Here is a 21974-nt window from a genome sequence, read left to right on the forward strand (position 1 = left end):
CACAGCCGAACCTATGGCCTCCCAGCCGTTCTCGCATCCGGGAACGCTCAACGTTCACTGCCCCCTCATCCGCTGGACACCCAGGGCATATGCAACGATGGGGGTCTAGCCAAGCGGCGTTGTCGAGCAATCACGGAGGTGGGCGTGGAGGACCTGGTCCCCTGGGCAGTTGGACTGTTGACCGGAACCACGGCGGCACGAGTCCACCCCGTGGTGAACCCCGGCTGGGTCCTCGCCACGATCGCCGGTCTGCTTGGCGGCTGGATAGGCGCCCTGTGGTGGGGTCCCGCGTTCACCACCCTGCTCGGGGGCCATGCTCTCGCCGGCGATATTGCTGGCGCGGCCATCGGCGGCATGGTGGGCGCGGCATTGACTGGCCTAGCGCTGACCGTGTGGCGCGTGATGGATGCCCGTCAACGGCGACGCGACAGCGGACCGCTTTCCGTCAAGTAGCGCCAGCCTGACCGCACGTCAGTTCGTGCGGGGAGAACGCTCTCACTACTGTGGTCTCCATGAAGCTCGTCGTCCAAGTGCCCTGCCTCAATGAAGAAGCGACACTGCCCACAGTCCTGGCATCAATCCCGCGAGACATCGACGGGGTCGACGAGATCGAACTGTTGGTCATCGATGACGGCTCCACGGACCGCACCGGGGAAATCGCCCTCGAACACGGCGCCCATGTGCTCCGGCACGCCCGCCCGATGGGTTTGGCGCAATCGTTCAGGGACGGCGTTGACTACGCACTGAGCCGTGGTGCCGACATCGTGGTGAACACGGACGGAGACAACCAGTATCCGCAGGAACGGATCGGGGACCTGGTCGCCCCCATCGTGCGGGGGGAGGCGGAGATCGTGATTGGGGACCGCCAAACCCACAAGATTGAGCATTTCTCTGCGTTCAAGAAGTCGATGCAACGGTTCGGTTCGTGGGTGGTGAACAAGGCCGCTGGGACGGACTTACCTGATGCAGCGTCCGGGTTCCGTGCCTACTCCCGGTACTCGCTGTACAAACTGAACGTCATCACTAAGTTCAGCTACTGCATGGAAACCATCATTCAAGCCGGCAACAAGCGCCTGGCGATCGCTTCCGTCCCCGTGGACACCAACCCCAAGACCCGTGAGAGCCGCCTGTTCAAGAACAGTTTTGAGCACATGCTCAAGTCCGGGCAGGCGATCTTGCGGTCCTACGTGATGTTCCGTCCCTGGACACTGTTTGCGTGGCTCAGCGCTGTGTTCGGAGTCATCGGACTCATTCCGTTCGTGCGCTTCCTCATTTTGCGCCTCATGGGCAACGAGGGCGACCACTATCAGTCGTTGCTCCTGGGCACCATCCTGCTCGTGGGAGCGTTCTTGTCTGTAGCGCTGGGGGTGTTGTCGGACCTCCTGCGCACCAACCGCACGTTGCAGGAGCAAGCAATCGAGCAACTCAACACACAACGGTTCGGCCCCGCGAGCCCGGCCGCGATGCGCGACACTGTGACGGCGCCTCCGACCGTACGTACGTCACCTCAGGGACAGGAATAGCCGATGCTCGGAAAACTCAAGCGGGTAGCGAAGAACGCGCTGGCGAACCCCACGATTCGCAAGACGTACAACGGTGCCAACCGTGCCGTGTTGGAGGTTGCAGGGTCCAGCCGCGTGGGCGCAACGCTGTACTCGATTCCGGGGTTCTTCACGCACAACCGTGAGCAGTATGCAGTGCTGTCCGGACGGCGCGCCTACTACAAGAACTTGGGCCGCCACCGCGCCAACCATGTGGAGCTGCGCCGCAACGTTCACCGTCTCGAAAAGGGCATCTTGATGCAGCCCCGGCGGGACGTCTTCGCCTTGGACTACATCGAGGAAACGGTCGAGTTCTACGAGATCGCGACCCAACGCCCTGCCGGTTTCAGCAACCTGGACGCGGGGGAGATGCAGTGGGCGCATGACGTACTTGCGGAGTACTTCACCATCGTCGACTCCTCCGATGAAACCGTGGCCCACGCAAAGGCGCGGTTCTCCGCAATCCCCCCGTATGGCGCGCCCAGCGATGTTCACCCGTACGCCCAGAAGTCGCTCAAGCGCACCACCATCACCTACGACCAGATGCTCGAGCTAGCGCAGTCGCGTCGGTCGATCCGCTGGTTCGAAGACAAGCCCGTGCCACGCGAGCTGATCGACAAGGCACTGCTGGTGGCCCGGCAGTCGCCTTCCGCATGCAACCGCCTGCCGTACGAGTTCGAGGTCTTTGACAACCCCGAGCAGGTGCAGGAGATCGCAGGCATTCCGTTTGGTGCTGCGGGCTACTCGCACCAGATTCCTACGGTGATCGTCGTCAAGGGTGACTTGTCGAACTACTTCTCTCCCCGCGACCGGCACGTGCCGTACATTGACGCCTCGCTCGCCACCATGGGTTTCATCTACGCGCTAGAAACCCTGGGCCTGTCGAGCTCCGTCATCAACTGGCCGGACTTTGAGCCGCTGGAAGCAAAGATGGCCAAGGCGTTGGACTTGAAGCCTCACCAGCGCGTGATCATGTTGCTCGCGGTGGGATACCCGGACCCAGAAGCACTCGTCGCATACTCGCAGAAGAAAGACATCGCCAACCTGCGCACTTTCCATGGCCTCGAGCGATAGCGACAGTTCGGTCGCACCGCGCCGGCCGCTACGGGTGCGCGTTATCCGTGGCACGGTCGCTACGGCGATCATTGCGACGGTGGCGTGGTTCTTTGGGCGCACGCTCGCGGACAACTGGGAGTCCCTGCAGGCGCAGGACTTGTCCTTGGGGTGGTGGGCCGTCGGCGTCACTGTCACCTTTGTGGCTGCTGTCGCCGTGTCGGGACTGCTGTGGGCGGGGGTGCTTCATGCGCTCACTGGCACCCGCATCGGCCCTGCGGAAGCAGTTCAAGCGCATTATCGTGCTTGGTTGTTGAAGTACATTCCGGGCCAAGTGGGCTTTGTCATGTCCAAGGTGGTGTGGGGGCGGACACGCGGGCTTTCTCGCCTGAAGGTCCTGCTGTCCGTGGTGTACGAGAACGCCTTCTTGTTGTTGGGATCTACGATTCCGACGCTCGCGATTCTGGTGTTCGCCAGGGGTGGAGCCGATGCCGTGTCCACGACCGTGTGGATCGCTGCGGCGGCGATGATTCCACTCGCGGCGGCGATGCATCCCGCGGTGTTGAGCCGAGTCCTTACCGTGCTGGGCAAACGCACGGTGAAGCGCAGTGTGCCGGCCAGCGAACTGTTGTCGACAGGGACTGCGGTGAAGTTCCAACTGGCTTTTCTCACGCCCCGCATCATCAACGGCGTCGGCGTGGTGTGGATCGCGGTGGCGTTGGTGGAGGCGCCCGCAAGTTCCTGGATTCCGTTGGCCGCCGCCTACGCCCTTGCGGGGGCTGTGGGAATCATGGCGGTGTTTGTGCCGTCCGGCTTGGGTGTGCGCGAGTCTGTGTTTGTGCTGTTTGCGGCGCCGTACCTGGGTGCCGATGTCGCGATTGTGGTGGCACTCGTGGCCCGTGTGCTCGCGACGTTCGCGGATGTCATCATTGCTTGTATCTACGGAGTGCTTGCTGCGGGGGCGCGGCGTACCCGGTCAACGCCTGCTTAGGGTGAAGGAGTTCACATGAAGTCTGTTGCGATTATCGGTTCTGCTTTTGCGGGTAACAAGGGTGCTGCCGCCATGTTGGAAAGTGCCGTGACGCACCTGACGCAGCGGCATCCGGACATCTCGATCACGCATTTGAGCATGTACCCGCGTACGGATGACGAACTGAACCCCTACGCCAACGTGCACGTGATGGATGCCTCTCCCCTGCGTCTGGGCGTGCTGATTAACTCGGGAGCGCTGGCGTGGCGGCTGGCCCCGTTCTTGCGCGACACCATCCGCCGGGCCGTCCCGGAGGTGGGGGCCATCGCGGATGCCGACGTACTCCTGGACCAGGGCGGCATCACGTTTGTTGATGGGCGTGAGAAGTACCTGATCTACAACGTGGCTTCGATCCTTCCCGCGCTCAACACCAAGACTCCGGTGGTGAAGTGTGCGCAAGCGTTGGGGCCTTTTGAGAGCCCGGTGAACCGGTGGGCCGCCACCACGTTCTTGCCCAAGATGGCGGCGATCGTGTCGCGTGGCGCCAAGACCCAGGAACATCTGGATGGGTTGGGCTTGGCGAACACCACTGCGGGTGCGGATTTGGCGTTCACGCTGGAGGTCACGGCGGAAGACGTGGAATCAGCCGATGCTGTGGCCGGCACGTTCTTTGACGGCGGCGACGTGGTGGGGGTGTCCCCGTCGCAGGTGTTGCGTGCGGCGGCTGAGGCCCGTGGCGAGGATTACGTGGGGGATGTGGCCGCGCAGATTGACTTCGTCACCGAGGAGCTGGGGCGCCCGGTGTACCTGGTGGCGCATTCGACGCGTTCGCGCGACGACAAGTTGCACAACAACGACCTGCCGGTGTGTCGCGCGATTCTTGCGCGGGTGCGCTCGCCCCACCGTGTGTTCTTCCCTGATGGCGAACTGTCGAGCCAGGTGCTGCGGTCGCTGATTGGGCGCTGCGACCTGTTCGTGGCGTCACGCTTCCACGCGATGGTGTCATCACTGGCGATGGGTGTTCCCACGCTGGTGTTGGGCTGGTCGCATAAGTACCGCGAGGTGCTGGACATGTTCGGCCTGGCGGACTGGGCAACGTCGGCATCGGACCTGGATCAGACTGCCTTTGAGCAGCGTGTTCGCGACCTGGACGGCCAGGCTGACGGCGTACGTGAAGCTATCGCTGCAGCCCTTCCCGGCGTGAAGGCAAAGGCCTTGGGCCAGTTGGATGTCATCGAGTTGGCCGCAGCCTCGTCGCGCCGGAGCGATTATTCCCACAGGTGAGAATTATCACGTTTTACGCACACGCAGTCCTGTGACCGCGCTCAGCCATGCCTAAGGTCCTGGGGTCCCCACCCGTTCCCCAGTGGCTCGGTTCCACCCGAACCGCGCTGCGCGTGCTGAGCAAGGAGGCTCACCATGTCCATGAAGGCTGTTGTGCTGCACGGCAAAGAAGACCTGCGCATCGAGACTGTCGCCATCCCCACCCCCGGCCCCGGCCAGGTCCTCATCCGCAACGGCTATGCCGGTATTTGCGGCTCCGACCTGCACGCCATCTTCGCGCCTGAGGCCCTGGGCCTCAGCGCCACCGAACCGCATTCCGTCACCGGTTCCACCCTTCCCCAGATCCTCGGCCACGAGTTCGCCGGCACCATCGAAGCCGTCGGTGAAGGCGTTGACATCGAGGTCGGCGTGCGCGCCGCGATCTACCCCACCTACGCCTGCGGCGAATGCCCCGCCTGCCGTAAGGGCCGGGAGAACGCCTGTGCACGCATCGGCTTCCATGGCCTCAGCTCCGACGGCGGCGGCATGGCCGAGTTCACCGTGGTGGACGCCTACCGCATTCACCCGCTCCCCGATGGCGTCGACGTCAAGATGGGTGCCCTGGTAGAGCCCATGTCGGTCGCCTGGCACGCCACCACCCGCGGCGAGGTGACCGCAAACTCAACCGCGCTGATCGTGGGCGCCGGCCCCATTGGCATTGGCGTCTACTTCGCCCTCAAGGCGCAGGGCCTGACCCGTGTCCTCGTGTCCGAACCCAGCGCGGAACGCCGGGCACTCCTCACGAACCTGGGCGCCGCCGTCGTTGACCCCGTCAACGAGGACCTCCAGGCACGCGTGGCCGAACTCACCGGTGGCCACGGTGTGGATGTGGCCTTCGATGCCGCGGGCGCACCCGTAGCGTTCCAGTCCACGCTGCCCCTCCTGGCCCCCGCAGGACGCCTGGTCGTGGTCGCCCTCTACGAGCGCACCGTCGACCTTCAACCCAGCCTGCTGGCACTCGGCGAACGCGACATCGTGGGCACCATGGCCTACCTGCCAGAAGACTTCGACGCAGTGATTCAGGCCATGGCCAGTGGCGTCTACGACTTCACCGGCTGGGTCGAAACCATCGGGGTAGACGACATCCACTCGGCTGTCGAGCGCCTGCGCTCGGGAGCCGGCGCAAAGATCCTGGTGAGCGCAGAAGCCTCCCGCGACACCACCACCGCCGCACAGGAGAACCTCGCAACCGTCGGGTAAACACCTGGTAAATGTCAGCATCGGCCCTTCACGTGACACACGTGGGGGGCCGATGCGCGTTGTGGGATATGCGACACGCGCGGGCTTACGCACGTGGGACCCAAGGCCCTGCGGAAGTGGCGTGGCAACGCTAACTTTGTAGGGAACGGACTTGCACCTCAAGTCCCTGAAGTCAACGAGGTCGCCAGCTGTGAACCCCACGTCTGCCATTCCCGCCATTGCCGCCCGCGAACGCTCACCCGAGTCGTTCACTCGCGAGTTCCTCCGTGAACTCACCTTCACCCAAGGTGTGTCACTAGACCGCGCCTCAGCGAACGACAAATACCAGGCACTCGCCCGCACCGTACGGGCCTACTTGACGACCGACTGGCTCGAAACCATCGCGCACGACAAACTCAGCCAAGACAAAGGCGTTGCCTACCTGTCTGCCGAGTACCTCATGGGCCGCCAACTCGACAACAACCTGCTGAGCGCTGACCTCGAGGGGCTCGCCCGCCAGTCGCTCGAAAGCTTGGGGCTGAGTCTTGACGACCTCCGCGACGTCGAAGTGGAGCCCGGACTCGGCAACGGCGGCTTGGGCCGGCTTGCCGCCTGCTTCATTGACTCGATGGCAACCGAAGGCATCCCGTCCATCGGTTACGGCATTCGCTACGAGTACGGCATCTTCAAGCAGACGTTCGAAGACGGCCACCAAGTGGAACACGCCGACAACTGGCTCCGCCTGGGCTCCCCCTGGGAGATGGCGCACCCCGAACTTGAAGTCGAAGTGGGCTTTGGTGGCCACGTCGAGACCGTGACGGACGACGACGGCCGCGAGCGCCGCCGGTGGATTCCCGAATCAAAGGTCGTGGGCCTGCCGTACACCTACATGGTTCCCGGCTACCGCAATCAGCGCGTGAACACGCTCCGGCTCTGGAGCGCCCGCGCCACGCAAGCCTTTGACCTGAAGATCTTTAACTCGGGCGACTTCGAAGACGCCGTGCGGGCGCAGACTCGCGCGGAGACGATCTCCCAAGTCCTGTACCCCGAAGACTCCACCCCCCAGGGCAAGGAGCTACGCCTCCAACAGCAGTACTTCTTTGTGGCGTGCTCGCTGCGCGACTACATCGACAACATCCTTGGCCCCGAGGCTGACGTGTCGGAACTGCCCAACCGGGTCACCTTCCAGCTCAACGACACCCACCCCGTCATTGCGGTGCCAGAACTGATGCGCATCCTGGTCGACGAACGCGGCTGGGAATGGGCCGATGCGTGGGCCCTGACGCAGAAGACCTTCGCCTACACCTGCCACACCCTGCTGCCTGAAGCGCTGGAAGTGTGGCCGGTGGAACTTCTGGGCCGCCTGCTCCCCCGCCACCTCGAGATCATCTACCGGATCAACGACGAGTTCCTGGCGCAGGTCCGTGAACAGTACCCGCACGAACCGTTGCGGGTACGCCACATGTCGATCATTCAGGAAGAGCCCTTCCGTGCCGTCCGCATGGCGTACCTGGCCACCGTGGCCGGGTTCAAGGTCAACGGTGTTGCCGAACTGCATTCGCAGCTGCTTGCGGACAAGGTCCTCGCAGACTTTGCCGACATGTACCCGCAGAAGTTCACCAATGTCACCAACGGTGTGACGCCGCGACGCTTTGTGCGGCTTGCGAATCCGGCCTTGTCTGGCCTCATCACCGAGGCAATCGGTGACGGCTGGGTGGCGGACCTGGACCGGTTGCGTGCACTTGAGCCATTGGCAGACGACCCTGAGTTCCGCCGCCGCTATGCCGAGATTAAGCGCGCCAACCGCGGTCGTTTTGCTGACGTGCTCGCCGCGCGTGACGGCATCCAGATTTCGCCTGACGCGATGGTCGACGCCATGGTGAAGCGTCTGCACGAGTACAAGCGTCAGTCGCTCAAGCTGCTCCACATTGTGTCGCTGTACGAGCAGATCAAGTCTGGGAAGCGGCCGCTGGATTCCGTCACCCCGCGTACCTTTGTCTTTGGCGCAAAAGCGGCGCCCGGATATGTGCGAGCCAAGCAGACCATTGCACTCATCAACCACGTGGGCGCCACCATCAACAACGACCCGTCTCTCGAAGGCCGCCTGAAGATCGCGTTCCCCGCCAACTACAACGTGACCCTGGCAGAGAAACTGATCCCAGCATCGGACCTCTCCGAGCAGATCTCCCTGGCAGGTAAGGAAGCCTCCGGCACGGGCAACATGAAGTTCGCGCTCAACGGTGCCCTCACCATCGGAACCGACGACGGCGCCAACATCGAAATCCGCGAACTGGTGGGCGACGACAACTTCTTCCTGTTCGGCATGACCGAACCAGAAGTCGCCGCGCTACAAACCTCCGGATACGACCCGGAGAAGTACTACGCGGAAGACGACGACCTCCGTGCCGCGTTGGACCTGATCGCCTCCGGCCACTTCACGGACGGCCAGACCGACGGATTCGTGGGCGCCGTGGTCGCCAGCCTCATCGAACGCGACCGCTTCATGGCACTCGCTGACTACCGTTCCTACGTGGACGCTCAACAGCGCGTCGAGGACGCGTACGCAGACCAGGATGGCTGGACCCGCTCCGCGATCCTCAACACGGCCCGCACCGGATTCTTCAGCTCCGACCGCTCCATGCGGGACTACACCCAGCGCATCTGGAAGGCGTAACGCTCTCAGAGTTGTCGCGCTACAGTGGACAACGCCAACGCGGGGAGCTCGGGTCAGCCGAGCTGAGAGGACAGCCGTCATGCGCTGTCGACCCGAGAACTTGACCTGGGTAATGCCAGCGTAAGGACGTGTCATACGGGCACGGCGTTGGGTGAGGTCGCGTACCCGCGTGCCCCTGCCATGACGCCTACCCGCAGGCTGTGGCGTGCGCGGGACCCCTTGGGCAGCCACGTGCTCCACAGCAGTGTCTTCATGCTGTCTGGACCCCAGGTCCTTTGCTCCAAGGAGTCCAGCATGATCGCAGAAATCCAAGTACTACCGCGCCCCATCATCAAGACGGAACAGTGCTTCAAGCACGTGGACGCCGCCATCGCCGCCATCAGCGCCTCCGGCCTCAAGTACGAGGTGGGCGCCATGGGCACCACGATCGAAGGAACCCCGGACCAGATCTGGCCACTCCTGCGCACCGTGCATGAAGCAACCCTGCACTCCGGTGCTGAAGGCTGCATGTCCATCATGAAAGTCTCCGGCGCTGCCGACGACAACGGGCCCAGCGTTCACGACCTCGTGGACAAGCACCGCCCATGACTCGTGGACGCCTACGCGCCACCGCCATCGGCATGGTCACGATGGTGGCGCTGTTGGTGGTGTGGGAGTTCGCCGTCCAGGCCTCGGGCCTTCCCGAGTTTGTGCTGCCCGCCCCTTCCCAGGTGGCAGCAACAGCGGTCGACACTGCGCCACTCCTGGGCGAACACATCGCCACCACCGCTACGGAGGCGGTGTTGGGCCTTGCGGTGGGCGTGTTCGTGGGATGGGCAATGGCGGTGCTGATCGCCACGCTGCCCACGACTGGTCACATCGCGCAACCGATGGTGTTGCTCAGCCAAACCATTCCGACCGTGGTGCTTGCGCCGCTGATGATCCTGTGGACCGGGTATGGGCTCGCATCCAAGGTGATCTTGGTGGCGTTGACGGTGTTCTTCCCCGTGCTGATTTCCGCTGCGGCGGCGATCAGGGAGGTGGATGCCGATCATGCGGACATGGTGGCCGGGCTGGGAGGCACGCGCCGCCATCAGCTGTGGCTCGTACGCCTGCCTGCCTCCATCCCGGGCGCCCTGTCCGGGCTCCGCATTGCCGCCACGTACGCCGTGGGCGCGGCCGTGGTCTCCGAGTACCTAGCCGGAGAGTCCGGCCTGGGCGTCTTCATCCAACGGTCCCGCAAGGCGTACGCCGTCGACCAAATCTTCGTCGGGATCGTCCTCATTGCCGCACTGGCGGGCCTGTTCGTGCTCGTCATCGTGGCGCTACGCCGCGCTGTCACGCCTTGGCAAACCGCGCCCGCGCGCCTCTAACCCGCTTCTTTCAACTGTTTAAGGAACCCCTCATGACTTTCTCTCCCTCCACCCGTCACGCTGCCGTTGCCGTCACCGCGGCATCGGCCCTCACCTTGACGGCCTGCTCCGGGACGGCCGATGCCGACCCCACCTCCGCCGCCGCCCAGGCTTTGACGCCGGTGACAGTGGTGCTGGACTGGACTCCGAACACCAACCATTCCGGCGTGTATGTGGCGCTCGACAAGGGTTGGTATGAGGAGGCCGGCCTGGACGTCACCGTCATTGAGCCGGGCGAAACCGATGGCCTGCAACTCGTAGCGGCCGGGCAGGCTGACTTCGCGTTCTCCCACGCCCAGGGCCTGCTCCCCGCGCGTGCCGCAGGGGCCGATGTCGTGTCCGTCGCCGCCATCATTCACGACAACACCTCGTCATTCTTGTCGCTCGCAGAGGACGGCATCGAACGGCCCAAAGACCTGGAAGGCAAAGTCTTCGGCACCTGGGGCGATGAGCTGGGCATGACGATCATCAACGAACTGGTGGCCTGCGACGGCGGCGATCCGGAGCTGGTGGAGTTCACACCGCTGGCCAGCTCCGACTTCCGTTTGGGTCTCACCCAAGACCAGTACGACGCTGCCTGGGTGTTCGACGCCTGGGACACGATTCGTTTGGGCGAGGTCGACGGTCTGGACGTCAACACCCTGGCATTCCGTGACTGGATGGAGTGCATCCCCAACTGGTACACGCCCATGCTCGCCGCCAACGGTGCCAACATCGCGGACGACCCCGACACCGTCGCCTCGTTCATGGACGTGACGGCCCGTGGGTTCCGCCACTCCATGGAAACTCCGTCAGATGCCTCGGACGCACTGATGGAAGCGGCCCCCGAACTTGAGGAGCCGTTGGTGGTCGCGAGCGCCGAATGGCTCGCCAACCAGTACGCCCCCACGCCCGAACAGTGGGGCGTGCAGCACGGCGACGAGTGGGAGCGTTTCACGACCTGGATGGTGGACAAGGGCCTGTTGGAAGACGCCAGCATGCTCGACGGTGCTTGGACCAACGAGTTCGTGGCCGATGAATCATGACCGGCGAACCCGTTCTTGAGCAGGCACGGAGGGCCGATGCCGGGGAGACGTCCGTAGCGTTGGGCGCCGCTGTCAGTGTGCGGGAGTTCTCGGTGACTTTTGCGGGCACCCAGCGTGGCACCCACCCGGTTCACGTGTTGGATGACGTGACCCTTGAGGTGGCCGACCGCGAGTTCGTTGCGATCCTGGGCCCTTCCGGCTGCGGCAAATCCACGCTGCTGCGTGCCATGGGTTCACTGCTGGATGAGCGCGCCACCACTGAGGGCACTGCGCAGGCACGTGGTGCGACAGCGTGGATGCCTCAGCGTGACTGTCTGTTGCCGTGGCGTCGTGCCATGGCGAACGCCATGGTGGGTGCGATTGCCGCAGGAGTGCCACGCGAGCGGGCCGCCGCTCGCGCTGCAAGGTTGTTTGAGGACTTTGGGCTGGCCGGGTTCGAGACTGCGTGGCCGCATCAACTGTCCGGTGGGATGCGGCAGCGCCTCGCGTTGTTGCGGACCTGCCTGTCGGAACGGCCGGTGCTGCTGTTGGACGAGCCGTTTGGAGCGCTTGATCCCGTGACCAGGCGCCGCATGAACCAGTGGCTTGCCTCCATGGAGTTGACCGACTGGATTGGCGAGGACAGCGAAGAACCACGCGCCGTGGTGCTGGTCACCCACGACGTGGACGAGGCGATTGCCCTGGCAGACCGCATTGTGGTGCTGTCCGGACGCCCTGGGCGCATCGTGTGGGAAGTCACCGCGCAACACCGCGAGGACAAGCCTCACCAGCGCTTCGATCGAGACCAGCTCCTCGCAGCCCTCGATCACTAGCGCTCAGCACCTAGGAGCGGCGGCCGCGCAGCCGGTCCAGTTCGCGCCGTTCCTTCTTGGTGGGACGTCCGGTTCCGCGATCACGCACACCGATCGCAGCCGGGCGTTCCACCTTGGGCGGAGGCGGCGGACTGTGATCCACGTACGCTTGCGCCGCCACGGACGCCCCCACACGTTTCACCAACAACTGCCGTGCCTCAACGATCTTGAGGGCGGCAGGACCATTCGGATGAGGAACCGTCACCTCAACCCGGTCGCCCACCTTCACTGGGGTCGATGGCTTGGCCTTCTCCCCGTTGACGCGCACACGCCCACCCTTGCACGCCGCCGTGGCCTGAGACCGGGTCTTCGCTAACCGCACAGCCCACACCCACGCATCGGCTCTCACGGAGGAGCGTTCAGGAGCGGGTGTCATGGTCTTAGGCTACGCGCGCATCCCACGCAGTCGGCATCAGCAGACGTAGCCTGGAATGCATGCAAACCATCCTGGAAATCATCGGGTGGGTCGGATCACTGTTGATCGTCGCCTCACTCATGCAAGCCCGCGTGTTGCGGTTTAGGTGGATGAACTTCATCGGTGCAGTCATCGCCACCGCATACAACGCGGCCGTGGGGGTCTGGCCGTTCGCCTTCATGAACTTCGCGATCGCCGTGATCGACATCTACTGGCTGCGTCGCCTCTACGCCGAACGCCACGACGACGCCACCTACCAAGCCCTCGCCGTGAGCACAGATGACGCGTTCGTACGCCAACTCTTGGCCACCCACGAGCGCGACATCAGCGAGCATCGGCCCGACTTTGACGCCCTCCCCCTCGACGGCCACACCCGCCGCACCTTCCTGGTGGTCCGTGGCGACGAAGCCGTGGGCGTGGTCGCCATTGCGGATCGCGGTGACGGAGTAGGAGAAGTGGAACTTGACTGGGTGAAGGAACGCTTCCGCGACTTCACCCCAGGAGAGTTCGTCTACCGGGAATCCGGGGTACTGGCCGATGCTGGCTTCAGCCGTCTGGAACTGCCCGTCGCGGACGGTCAAGACGAGGCGTACCTGACGCGCGTGGGCTTCACCCGTGACGGCGGCCAGTGGGTGCGGGAACCCAGCGCATGACCTCTTCCCCCGGTTCCGGTCCCGCATGTCCGTGTGGCTCCGGCGAGACGTACAGCGCCTGCTGCCGCCCCTACCTCCGGCGCGAAGCCGAGGCCCCCACCGCGGAAGCGCTCATGCGGTCCCGGTACACCGCATATGTGCGCCGTGACGCCGCCTACCTCGAGCACACCTGGCACCCGCAGACCTATGTTCCTGTGGGAGACCTCAGATCACCGGTGTGGCGCGGGCTCTCCGTGGGGGCTGTCGAGGACGGAAAACCGGGCGATTCGCATGGAGTTGTGGAATTCACAGCACACTTTGAGGATGACGCCGGCCACGCCGGAAACATGCGGGAGACCAGCAGGTTTGTGTTCGAACAGGGCCGCTGGCTGTACCTCGACGGGGACGTCAGCTAGGCCTCACAGGCCAAATCTTTACCTGACGTGCATGAACCGTTCACTTTTCGGTAAGAATAGATGCCGTGACTGAACCCTTGCTCCTGGTTCTTGTCGTCGCGACTGCGTTGGCATTCGACTTCACCAACGGCTTCCATGACACCGGAAACGCCATGGCTACGTCGATCGCTACGCGGGCACTCAAACCTAAGCAGGCGGTGCTTCTTTCGGCCTCGCTGAACTTGGTGGGTGCCTTCCTGTCGCTGACGGTGGCTGCCACTATTGCTACCGGCATCATCGATGCCAACATCGTGACCCTTGAGGTGGTCCTTGCCGGCCTTGTAGGCGGCATTGTGTGGAACCTCATCACCTGGCTCTTTGGCATACCTTCAAGTAGCTCCCACGCCCTCATCGGTGGTGTGGTCGGTGCCGCCCTCGCGGCCGCGGGCTCTCAAGGTGTGCTGTGGACTGGCCTGACCGCGAAGGTCCTGATTCCCGCTCTGGTGGCGCCCATCGTGGCGATCCTGGTGGGCACCATCGGTACCTGGTTGGTGGCTCGTTTCACGCGCGACGTGGAACAGGAGCAGAACGACAAGATGTTCCGTTGGGGTCAGATCGGCTCCGCTTCGCTTGTGTCGCTCGCCCACGGAACCAACGACGCCCAGAAGTCCATGGGAATCATCCTGCTGGCCCTCATCGCCGCCGGTGCCGTTCCGCAAGACTCCGGAGTGCCGTTCTGGGTCATCCTGTCCTGTGCGCTTGCCATGGCCATCGGTACCTACACCGGTGGATGGCGCGTGATCCGCACGCTCGGTAAGGGCCTGGTGGAGCTGGAATCACGCCAGGGCATGGCCGCAGAGACCTCCTCCGCCGCAGTGATCCTGCTGTCCAGCCACTTCGGCTACTCGCTGTCCACCACCCACGTCGCCACCGGTTCGATCTTGGGTTCGGGTGTGGGCATGAAGGGCGCATCGGTCCGCTGGTCTGTTGCCGGCCGCATGTTCCTTGCCTGGATGATCACCGTGCCCGCCGCCGCACTCGTGGGTGCAGCGTGCCTGTGGCTTGACCTGCTCATCGGCGGCACCGCTGGTTCGTACGTGGTGTTCGGTCTGCTGCTGGTGGTCTCCGGCGGAATCTTCGCTTGGTCCCGCCGCAAGCCCGTCAACCACTCCAACGTGAACGACGACTGGGACCCCGCCGCAGAGTCCGAGTCCTTCGTCGCCGAGTCCGTGGCAAGCCACACCCCCCAGGCCATGACCGTCAAGAAGAAGCGCCTACGCAAGGCCAAGAAGGCGCTCCGCAAGCGCGAACAGGCTGAAGCTGCGGAACTCGCCGCCTATGAGGCGGAGTTGGCTCAGAGCGCCGATGCTGACACCAGTTCCGCTTCCGACGTGGACCCCGACTCGGTGGGGGCACCGGTGGTGTCCAAGCGCAAGGATGAGGAGTAGACCATGAACGAGTTCGTTGAATGGCAGTCCCTCGCCAACGTCGTCATCTTTGGCATCCTGGTGGGCGCTGGCCTGCCGGCCCTGTTCGCTCTGGGAGTCCGCATCATCGCTGGCCCCGGCGCCCGTGACGAGGCTGGCCGGGTCTCCACTGGTCGCCTCATCGCCGGATGGACGTGCTTTGGCGTCACCATCATCGCGATCCTGGGCGCGGTTGCCTACATCGCCGCTGGCGGTCACTAAACCTGCAGCCTGAACCTTCTCGAAGGCCCTGAGCGTCATACTCGGGGCCTTCGTGCTTTCCTGGCGCTGGGCGGCATGCGCTGTGCAAGCCGTCCCAAAGTGACTGACCCAACCGCGCTACGAGCGCGACACGCTGGCGAGCCACGCATCGGCCACCGAATCTCAGTCACTTTGGAACACGCGCGCCATTCAGTCGCAGGTGGGCCGGAGCGAGGCCACACCCAGCAACCAGCACCACGCACCACGCGGCGCCGGCACCCACAGCGCCCCAGAAACGCAGAAGGCCCCCGGTTTCCCGGGGGCCTTCTGATCACGTGCGCGAGGGGGGAGTTGAACCCCCACGCCCTTTCGGGCACACGGACCTGAACCGTGCGCGTCTGCCTATTCCGCCACTCGCGCGTGCCGGGCAACTTTAGCACGACTTGAGGGCACTATACGATTCTCACTATGGGAGTCCTAGATCGCTTCGAGAAAGGCGTGGAGAACGTCGTCCAAGGGGCGTTCGCGCGGACCTTCAAGTCTGGCGTGAAGCCTGTGGAGCTTGCGAGCGCTGTGCGCCGCGAGTGTGACGCACGCGCAGCCGCTGTGGACCGTAGCCGTACGGTCGCACCTAATGAGTACGCCATCTCTTTGTCCCCCACGGACTTCGACACGATCGAACAGTGGGGTGATGAGGCGCTTGCGCGTGAGATTGAGGATTCGGTCCGTGATCATGCGAGCCGTCAGCGTTACTCGTTTGTGGGTGCGGTGAAGGTGGAGTTCACGCAGGATGAGTCACTCAATACGGGCAGGCTTGCGGTGACGAGCCGGTCAACGCGGGGGCCGGTGGCTCCTGCGACGGAGCGGGATCACCGGTCGCGGTATCCGCTGCTGGACATTGATGGCATGCGCTATCACCTGACGGGGGACATGACGGTGATTGGTCGTGGTCAGGAAGCGGACATTGTGGTGGATGACACGGGGGTGTCTCGTCAACATTGTCGGTTCGAAGTGACGGACCACGGCACGATTCTGACTGACCTGGGCTCAACCAATGGCACGATGGTGGAGGACCAGCGCATCAACGAAGTCACGCTGCTTGATGGCAACGCGATTACGGTGGGGCGCACGACCATCATGTACTGGGACGGCGTACCAGCGGACGAGGATGACTAGCCCATGAGCGAACTCTCGATCACTCTCCTCCGTTTTGGCTTCCTGATTCTGTTGTGGGCATTGGTGCTTGCGGCGATTGGGGTGCTGCGCGCGGACCTGTATGGGACGCGGGTGACAACGCGAGGTCGTGGTCGGGAGCGGCGTAAGCCGGATAACCGTGCCAACAAGGTGGCGGCTCCTTCTAGGGCCGCCACTGGCATTCGTACGGGCTCGATTTCGACGTCGTCGGCTGCGGTGGGGCATTTGGCGGTGGTGTCGGGTCCGTTGAAGGGCACCACGATTCCGTTGGGGACGGCGCCGATTCTGATTGGGCGGAGTCCTACGTGCACGTTGGTCATTGATGACGACTACTGCTCCGCTAAGCATTGCCGGATCTTCCCTGAGGACGATGGCTGGAGGATTGAGGACTTGGGTTCCACGAATGGCACCTTCCTAGACAATCAGCGGGTGGGGGATCCGATGCCGTTTAAGCGGGGCGATCAGGTGCGGCTGGGTGCGACGACGCTGGAACTGAGGAGCTGACGTGTTCCTCTCTTTGCACTTTGCGGCCCGGTCTGATGTGGGTTTGGTGCGGTCCAACAACCAGGACAGTGCGTATGCGGGTCCGCATTTGTTGGTGGTGGCTGATGGCATGGGTGGTGCTGCGGGTGGCGATATTGCGTCGTCGATTGCGGTGGGCCGTCTGGCTGCTCTTGATGGTGAGTCGCATGGGCCGGATGAGGCGCTTGATGAGTTGAAGGAAGCGATCGCGGATGCGCATGCGCAGATTGTGCAGCGCGCGGCGAATGATCCGGAGTTGTCGGGGCTTGGCACCACGGTGACGGCGTTGTTGCGTGCGGGGTCGACGTTGTCGATGGCTCACATTGGTGACTCGCGCGGCTATTTGATGCGTGACGGGATTTTGGATCAGGTCACGGCGGATCACACGTTTGTGCAGCACCTCATTGATACGGGCCGGTTGAGTGCGGCCGATGCTGAGCATCACCCCAAGCGGTCCATGTTGCTGCGGGTGTTGGGTGATGTGGATGCTGATGTGCCGGTGGATATTTCGGTGCGGGAGACGCGTCCGGGGGATCGGTGGCTGTTGTGTTCTGATGGGTTGTCGGGTGTGGTGAGCCGCGACACGTTGGAGCACACGTTGGCGGAGGTGTCGGATCCGGGGGATTGCGCCGATGCTTTGGTGTCGTTGGCTTTGGCTGCGGGGGCTCCGGACAATGTGACGTGCATTGTGGCCGATGTGGTGGATATTGATGCGTCGGATGGTGTGGGTCCGTCGACGGCTTCACAGATTGTGGGTTCTGTGGCGCGGGATCGTCACCGTCCTACTGCGGGGGGTAACTCTGCGGCGGGGAAGGCTGCCCGGTTGTCGGCCCGTGAGGAAGTCGAAGAAGACGAGGAGCCTTCTCGAGGTTCGAGCACGTGGTTGAAGGTTCGGCCGTGGATGTTGCCGATCAGTGCGCTGCTGGTAGTGGTCGTGGGTGCGTGGGGTGCGTATCTGTGGACGCAGAAGCAGTATTACGTGGGTTCTGATGGCATTGATGTGGCGATCTATCAGGGCATCCCGCAGGATCTTCCGCTCGTGGATTTGCACACGATGCTGGAGAACACGAACGTGCCGGTCGCGAGTTTGGCGCCGTATCAGCAGCAGCGTGTGGAGAGCACGATTAGGGCGGCCAGCTTAGAGGAGGCTCGCGCCATCGTGGAGGCGCTGGACAGCAGTAACGCGGGGGAGCCCATCACCACTCCGGAGCCGTCGTCCTCTGCCTCCCCTGACGCGTCGGCTGATCCCGACGCATCCGCTGATCCCTCGACGAGCCCCACCACGGGTGCTGACGCTACCGACGCATCGGCTGGGGACGCGTAAGTGGCTACTGTTTCCGAGATCAGCGTGCGCGCTGGGCGCCGCTCTGAACTCGCGCTCATGGGTATGGCGTGGGTCATCATTGTGCTGGCACGCGCGCTGGTGGACTACAACGCGGCTTATCTTGAGCTAGACGCCATCGCGTTCTATGGCCTGGGTGCCGCCGTGTTGATGATTGCCGCGCATTTTGTGCTGGATCGCGTGGCGCCTAACGCTGATCCGGTGATGCTGCCTGCGGTGTTCACGTTGAACGGTGTGGGCATTGCGGAGATTCACCGGATCGACTTGGCGGAGGGCACGGGTTTCGCGACCGCTCAGATCACGTGGGCGGCGTTGGGTGTCGCCACGATGATCGCGGTGCTGCTGCTGTTGCGTGACCACCGCAAGCTTCGCCGGTACACGTACACCGCCGGTGTGGTGGGCCTCATTTTGTACATGCTGCCGTTGGTGCCTGGTTTGGGTATCACCATCAATGGCGCACGCATCTGGATTTCCGCGTTGGGTTATTCGATGCAGCCGGGCGAGTTCGCGAAGATCGCGCTGGTGGTGTTTTTTGCGGGCTACCTGGTGACGAACCGTGACACGTTGGCGTTGGCGGGTCCCAAGTTCTTAGGGCTGCGCTTCCCCCGTCCCCGAGACATGGGACCGCTGTTGCTGGTGTGGGCGGCCGCGATGTTGATCATGGTTTACGAGCGTGACCTGGGCGCATCGTTGCTGTTCTTTGGGATCTTCCTGGGCATGTTGTACGTCGCGACTCAGCGTCTCAGCTGGGTGTTGACCGGTATGGGTTTGTTTGCGGTGGGTGGCACCATGGCGGCGCTCACGATTCCTCACGTGCGGTCTAGGTTCGATGCCTGGTTGCATGCGTTGGATGCGGACACGTATTCGTCGGGCACGTCGGAGCAATTGGTGCGCGGCCTGTTCGGAATGGCATCTGGGGGGCTGTTTGGTACTGGTTTGGGTGAGGGCCGCCCGGATTTGGTGCCGTATGCGGAGTCTGACTTCATCATCGCGTCGTTGGGTGAGGAGTTGGGGCTCACCGGCTTGATGGCGATTTTGACGCTATACCTGATCATTGTGCAGCGTGCGTTCCGCGCCTCGATTGGGGTGCGGGATGGGTTCGGCAAGCTGCTTGCCTCGGGTCTGGGTTTCGCGATGGCGATTCAGGTCTTCATTGTGGTGGGTGGCGTGACGCGGGTGATTCCGTTGACAGGCCTCACAGCGCCGTTCCTCGCGTATGGAGGTTCGTCGTTGCTGGCGAACTGGATTGTGATCGCTTTGTTGTTGCGTGTGTCTGACATGGCCCGACGACCGTCCGAGGAGGTGGCGTAAATGAATGAACCGGTACGCCGCCTGAGCATTGTGGTGTTGACGCTGGTGTTGATGCTGATGATGTCCGCCTCATTCATTCAGGTCATCAATGCGTCTGACCTCAATCAGGATCCGCGTAACGTGCGTACGTTGTACCGCCAGTATGGGAACTTCCGTGGCCCGTTTGTGGTGGATGGTGAGTCGATTGTGTGGTCGGCTCCAGTGGATGATCCGTACAACTACCAGCGCACTTATGCTGACGGTGCTTTGTATGCGCCGGCGACGGGCTTCTACTCGATTGTGTATGGCCGGACTGCGTTGGAGCAGACGGAGAATGAGTTGTTGAACGGGACGGCGGATTCGCTGTTCTGGACGCGGTTGGGCAACTTGTTTGCTGGTGAGCAGCAGCAGGGCGCGTCGATTGAGTTGACGTTGAAGGCGTCGATGCAGCGGGTGGCGACGGAGCAGTTGGGTGATCAGCGTGGCGCCGTGGTGGCGTTGGACCCGCGCACGGGACAGATTTTGGCGATGGTGACGAGCCCGTCGTATGACCCGGCGTTGTTGGCGGGTCACGACACTGCCGAGGTGAACGCGAACTATCAGGAGTTGTTGAACCGCGAGGATGGGCCGCTGATTAACAGGGCCATTGCGGGTGACACCTATCCGCCTGGGTCCACGTTCAAGCTGATTGATGCGGCGGCAGCGTTGGAGGCCGGCTATGACGCGGACACTGAACTTTATGCGCCGCAGGAACTGGATTTGCCGGGCACGTCCAGGACTATCGGGAACTACGGGGGTGCGGCGTGTTCTTCGAATGACTCGATGACGTTGGCCGATGCTCTCCGGATTTCTTGCAACACGGCTTTTGCGGATCTGGGTATGGATTTGCAGTGGTCGGTGGTGCAGCGCAAGGCGGAGGACTTTGGGTGGACGGACGGCATCACGGTGCCGTTGACGGTGACGAAGTCTCGCCTGCCGGAGAACCCGAATGAGGCTCAAACGGCGATGAGCGCATTGGGTCAGTACGACGTTCGTGCGACTCCGTTGCAGATGGCGATGGTTGCTGCAGGCATCGCGAATGATGGCGTGCTGATGAAGCCCTATCTTGTGGACACGGTGCGTGCTTCTGATCTGACGGTGGTGGATGTCACGTCACCGGAGATTTACAAGGAAGCGATGACTCGTTCGGATGCGAACACTCTCACGGAGATGATGGTGGGCGTGGTCGACAACGGTACGGGTACTGCGGCTCGCATCAATGGCGTCGAGGTTGCCGGTAAGACGGGCACGGCTGAAACTGGTCAGGACACGTCCCCTCACGCGTGGTTTGTGTCGTTTGCGCCTGCTGACGATCCGGTGGTGGCCTTGGCGGTGATCGTCGAGAACGGCGGTTCGGTCGGTGACGAGGCCACGGGTGGAGCGGTAGCCGCTCCGATTGCGAAGGCCGTGATGGAGGAAGCGATCCGGCTGGAACGGGAGGGTGACCTGTGAGCATTCATTCGGGCACCACCTTGGGCGGACGCTATGTGTTGCGTTCCCTGCTTGCTGTGGGCGGCATGGGCGAGGTGTGGCGTGGCGAGGACTCGGACTTGGGCCGTCCTGTTGCGGTGAAGGTGTTGAAGCCCGATGCCGCGTCCAATGACACTTTCCTCAAGCGGTTCCGTAATGAGGCCCGCAATGCGGCTGGGCTGGTGCACGACAACATTGCGCAGGTTTTTGACTACGGCGATCAGGACCGCACCGCGTATCTGGTGATGGAACTGGTCGAGGGCGAACCGTTGTCCACAGTCATCGAACGCGAGAAGACTCTTCCCGAGCGCCGCATCGGCACGCTGCTCGCGCAAACCGCGCGCGGCCTGCAGGTGGCTCACGATGCTGGCATCATGCATCGAGATGTGAAGCCCGGGAACCTCATCGTGCGTGAAGGCGACAGGGTCAAGATCACTGACTTTGGGGTGTCCCGCAGCCACGACCAAACCACCCTCACCCAAACCGGAATGGTGATGGGGACCGCCCAGTACCTAGCGCCGGAGATGGCGTTGGGTAAGCCCGCAACCCCGGCATCGGACCTTTACGCGTTGGGAATCATTGCGTACGAATGTGTAGTGGGGAAGCGCCCGTTCACCGCCGCGACAGCGGTGGACATCGCGATTGCTCACGTCAATGAGGACGTGCCACCGCTGCCGGACACCGTCTCCCCCGCAATGGCGGAACTCATCATGGACCTGCTGGAGAAGAACCCCCGCAAGCGTCCCCGCTCGGCTAAGGGTCTCGCGGAACGCATCGAGGCGCTGGACCTGCCTGACGGTGCTGTTCCCATCGTGGTGCCAGCGGACCCCGAACCTACGCGCACCCCGGCGCGCAAGATGCCCCCGAGCATCGCCCCCAAATCGTTTCGACCCCGTCCCGATGTTCCACGAGGACGGTAGCTAGACCATGACCAAAGACAGCCAAATCTACGCAAGTGCAACAATGTCACCCGAGACACGCACATGTGACGTGGAAGACTG

General features: G+C 63.2%; 22 protein-coding genes, 1 tRNA gene and 1 riboswitch. Of the genes, 21 read left to right on the plus strand and 2 right to left on the minus strand.

What is annotated here, in order from left to right; all coding sequences use genetic code 11:
* Positions 1 to 144 precede the first annotated feature (144 nt).
* From ON058_RS01405 to ON058_RS01455, 11 genes are all read left to right on the plus strand, one after another.
* Positions 145 to 453: a hypothetical protein gene (locus tag ON058_RS01405; RefSeq protein ID WP_274667242.1), complete on the plus strand. Its 309-nt coding sequence runs from the start codon at positions 145 to 147 to the stop codon at positions 451 to 453.
* Positions 454 to 512: 59 nt separating this feature from the next.
* A complete protein-coding gene (locus tag ON058_RS01410) occupies positions 513 to 1523 on the plus strand; it encodes a glycosyltransferase family 2 protein (protein WP_274667243.1) in 1011 nt (336 codons plus the stop codon).
* Between the two features lie 3 nt (positions 1524 to 1526).
* The gene (locus tag ON058_RS01415) at positions 1527 to 2615 is read left to right on the plus strand and encodes a nitroreductase family protein (RefSeq protein ID WP_274667244.1); all 1089 of its coding nucleotides are present in this window, start codon (positions 1527 to 1529) and stop codon (positions 2613 to 2615) included.
* Positions 2599 to 3585, plus strand: a complete 987-nt coding sequence (locus ON058_RS01420; RefSeq protein WP_274667245.1) for a lysylphosphatidylglycerol synthase domain-containing protein — start codon at positions 2599 to 2601, stop codon at positions 3583 to 3585. The genes ON058_RS01415 and ON058_RS01420 overlap by 17 nt, the downstream gene beginning before the upstream one ends.
* A 15-nt stretch (positions 3586 to 3600) precedes the next feature.
* Complete coding sequence (locus tag ON058_RS01425) at positions 3601 to 4848, plus strand: polysaccharide pyruvyl transferase family protein (protein WP_274667246.1); 1248 nt, start codon at positions 3601 to 3603, stop codon at positions 4846 to 4848.
* A gap of 135 nt (positions 4849 to 4983) precedes the next feature.
* Positions 4984 to 6087: a 2,3-butanediol dehydrogenase gene (locus ON058_RS01430; protein ID WP_274667247.1), complete on the plus strand. Its 1104-nt coding sequence runs from the start codon at positions 4984 to 4986 to the stop codon at positions 6085 to 6087.
* A 190-nt stretch (positions 6088 to 6277) separates the two neighbouring features.
* Positions 6278 to 8740 (plus strand): glycogen/starch/alpha-glucan phosphorylase, encoded by a 2463-nt coding sequence (locus ON058_RS01435; RefSeq protein ID WP_274667248.1) that lies wholly within the window; start codon positions 6278 to 6280, stop codon positions 8738 to 8740.
* Positions 8741 to 8770: 30 nt separating this feature from the next.
* A riboswitch (TPP riboswitch) is annotated at positions 8771 to 8884 on the plus strand.
* Between the two features lie 150 nt (positions 8885 to 9034).
* Complete coding sequence (locus ON058_RS01440) at positions 9035 to 9328, plus strand: thiamine-binding protein (protein WP_274667249.1); 294 nt, start codon at positions 9035 to 9037, stop codon at positions 9326 to 9328.
* On the plus strand, positions 9325 to 10092 hold the full coding sequence (locus ON058_RS01445) for an ABC transporter permease (RefSeq protein ID WP_274667250.1): 768 nt from the start codon (positions 9325 to 9327) through the stop codon (positions 10090 to 10092). Before ON058_RS01440 ends, ON058_RS01445 begins: the two co-directional genes overlap by 4 nt.
* 32 nt (positions 10093 to 10124) lie before the next feature.
* Positions 10125 to 11156 (plus strand): ABC transporter substrate-binding protein, encoded by a 1032-nt coding sequence (locus ON058_RS01450; RefSeq protein ID WP_274667251.1) that lies wholly within the window; start codon positions 10125 to 10127, stop codon positions 11154 to 11156.
* The gene (locus tag ON058_RS01455; protein WP_274667252.1) at positions 11153 to 11968 is read left to right on the plus strand and encodes an ABC transporter ATP-binding protein; all 816 of its coding nucleotides are present in this window, start codon (positions 11153 to 11155) and stop codon (positions 11966 to 11968) included. Before ON058_RS01450 ends, ON058_RS01455 begins: the two co-directional genes overlap by 4 nt.
* A 10-nt stretch (positions 11969 to 11978) precedes the next feature.
* Here ON058_RS01455 and ON058_RS01460 read toward each other — a convergent pair whose 3' ends face one another.
* Positions 11979 to 12383 carry an RNA-binding S4 domain-containing protein gene (locus tag ON058_RS01460; protein ID WP_274667253.1) on the minus strand — a complete coding sequence of 135 codons (405 nt, stop codon included), beginning with the start codon at positions 12381 to 12383 and terminating at the stop codon, positions 11979 to 11981.
* Positions 12384 to 12442: 59 nt separating this feature from the next.
* Between ON058_RS01460 and ON058_RS01465 the strand changes: the two genes are divergently transcribed.
* From ON058_RS01465 to ON058_RS01480, 4 genes are all read left to right on the plus strand, one after another.
* Complete coding sequence (locus ON058_RS01465; protein ID WP_274667254.1) at positions 12443 to 13075, plus strand: hypothetical protein; 633 nt, start codon at positions 12443 to 12445, stop codon at positions 13073 to 13075.
* The gene (locus tag ON058_RS01470) at positions 13072 to 13470 is read left to right on the plus strand and encodes a YchJ family protein (RefSeq protein WP_274667255.1); all 399 of its coding nucleotides are present in this window, start codon (positions 13072 to 13074) and stop codon (positions 13468 to 13470) included. The genes ON058_RS01465 and ON058_RS01470 overlap by 4 nt, the downstream gene beginning before the upstream one ends.
* A gap of 65 nt (positions 13471 to 13535) precedes the next feature.
* Complete coding sequence (locus ON058_RS01475; protein WP_274667256.1) at positions 13536 to 14897, plus strand: inorganic phosphate transporter; 1362 nt, start codon at positions 13536 to 13538, stop codon at positions 14895 to 14897.
* Between the two features lie 3 nt (positions 14898 to 14900).
* Positions 14901 to 15137 (plus strand): hypothetical protein, encoded by a 237-nt coding sequence (locus ON058_RS01480; protein ID WP_274667257.1) that lies wholly within the window; start codon positions 14901 to 14903, stop codon positions 15135 to 15137.
* Positions 15138 to 15452: 315 nt separating this feature from the next.
* Here the strand turns inward: ON058_RS01480 and ON058_RS01485 are convergent.
* Positions 15453 to 15536 (minus strand) — tRNA-Leu (locus ON058_RS01485).
* A gap of 48 nt (positions 15537 to 15584) precedes the next feature.
* On the opposite strand from ON058_RS01485, the gene ON058_RS01490 reads away from it, so the two are divergent.
* From ON058_RS01490 to ON058_RS01515, 6 genes are read left to right on the plus strand one after another with little or no spacing between them, the layout of a single operon-like run.
* A complete protein-coding gene (locus ON058_RS01490; RefSeq protein ID WP_274667258.1) occupies positions 15585 to 16292 on the plus strand; it encodes a DUF3662 and FHA domain-containing protein in 708 nt (235 codons plus the stop codon).
* 3 nt (positions 16293 to 16295) lie between these two features.
* Complete coding sequence (locus tag ON058_RS01495) at positions 16296 to 16814, plus strand: FHA domain-containing protein (protein WP_274667259.1); 519 nt, start codon at positions 16296 to 16298, stop codon at positions 16812 to 16814.
* Position 16815: 1 nt separating this feature from the next.
* Positions 16816 to 18156, plus strand: a complete 1341-nt coding sequence (locus ON058_RS01500; protein ID WP_274667260.1) for a PP2C family serine/threonine-protein phosphatase — start codon at positions 16816 to 16818, stop codon at positions 18154 to 18156.
* The gene (locus tag ON058_RS01505; RefSeq protein ID WP_274667261.1) at positions 18157 to 19485 is read left to right on the plus strand and encodes an FtsW/RodA/SpoVE family cell cycle protein; all 1329 of its coding nucleotides are present in this window, start codon (positions 18157 to 18159) and stop codon (positions 19483 to 19485) included.
* A complete protein-coding gene (locus tag ON058_RS01510; protein ID WP_274667262.1) occupies positions 19486 to 20955 on the plus strand; it encodes a penicillin-binding protein 2 in 1470 nt (489 codons plus the stop codon).
* Positions 20952 to 21893 carry a serine/threonine-protein kinase gene (locus ON058_RS01515; protein WP_274667263.1) on the plus strand — a complete coding sequence of 314 codons (942 nt, stop codon included), beginning with the start codon at positions 20952 to 20954 and terminating at the stop codon, positions 21891 to 21893. Before ON058_RS01510 ends, ON058_RS01515 begins: the two co-directional genes overlap by 4 nt.
* The last annotated feature ends 81 nt before the right edge of the window (positions 21894 to 21974 follow it).

This window comes from Demequina sp. B12, assembly GCF_028823635.1.
GTDB lineage: Bacteria > Actinomycetota > Actinomycetes > Actinomycetales > Demequinaceae > Demequina.